Genomic DNA, 1116 nt, shown 5'->3' with positions numbered 1-1116 from the left:
TATGATTTAAAAATTACCAAAAACCAAGAAAATTTTGAAGTGGAGTATGGTCTGTTTAAAAAAATCAATAAAGTTATAAAAAAAGTAAAAACCCAAATTTTTGAGATAAGGACAAACCCTATAAAGAAGCTGTTTAAAATAAAGAGTATATACGTGAGCCAAGCAGCTTCCAATCAACTTTCTGAAAAGCAAAAAATAGGAATTGTTGGAGTTTCTAAGCTAAATTTGGATATGCTTTTTAGATCTTTGTTTAATGTAGATCTGTCTGAGCAAGCGTACAGCGTTTGTAGATCTCAAGCCAGACTTTTTTTTAGATATTTTTATCAAAGATTGGCTGTTATAATAATCCTTTCGCTCTTAGCTTATGCTTTCTACTTTAACTGGGTAAGTGGGATTGGTATTTTTCTCCTACTCCTTATATTTATTTTTCTCTCTATTTTAAAAGTGAAAAAAAGCAGTATAGGAATAAATCCAACTTTTATAAATGTAAGGAATGGTTCTATAGAAACGATTCACAAACTTATTGAAATTCACAAATTACAATCGGTTAAACTTAGAAGAAATATTTTACAACAGTATAACGGACATGCCGATTTAATTTTGGAAACAGCTTCAGGATCTCTTACTATAGAATATTTAAAAGTAGAGGAGGCGAGAAAGATTTTGAATTACTTAATATATAAGGTGGAATCAACTAATAAAGATTGGATTTAATTAAGCAAGGCCTCATTTTCAAGTGCTATGTAATGCTTCACTTTATGGTTTGAGTTATGAACTGGGTAAATCTTTATCTCACACATATATTCGCTTCCATCCTTTCTATAATTTACCATTGAAGTTTGGCAAAAAGAATCTGTTGCTAACTGAGCTCTGATTTGATCTAAGGCTACTCTTGACGTTTTTTCACCTTGTAAAATCTTAGGACTTTTATCTTTAAGGAATGCTAAACTATAACCAGTCATATCTTTGAATCCCTCATTAACCCAAATAATTTTCTGATTATCATCAGTAATTATTATAGCTTTATATTCATTATTAAAAAGGGTTTCCTCTATTTGGAAATCCCATTTGAATTTATTTTGAAATTCTACTAATCTTTCAACATCTTTCTTCTTC

The 1116-nt window shown here is 29.6% G+C and carries 2 protein-coding genes; one reads left to right on the top strand and one right to left on the bottom strand.

What is annotated here, in order from left to right:
• The coding region (locus CXF67_RS09905) for a PH domain-containing protein (protein ID WP_180957957.1) at nucleotides 1-714 on the top strand (714 nt) is incomplete at its 5' end.
• Here the strand turns inward: CXF67_RS09905 and CXF67_RS09900 are convergent.
• On the bottom strand, nucleotides 711-1116 hold a 406-nt coding region (locus CXF67_RS09900; protein ID WP_102088597.1), incomplete at its 5' end, for a PAS domain-containing protein. The two genes, CXF67_RS09905 and CXF67_RS09900, sit on opposite strands and share 4 nt — an antisense overlap.

This window comes from Psychroflexus sp. MES1-P1E (genome assembly GCF_002836055.1).
GTDB lineage: Bacteria > Bacteroidota > Bacteroidia > Flavobacteriales > Flavobacteriaceae > Psychroflexus.
Note: the sequence above shows the minus strand (reverse complement) of the source record. Positions and strands in the feature narration are given on the sequence as shown.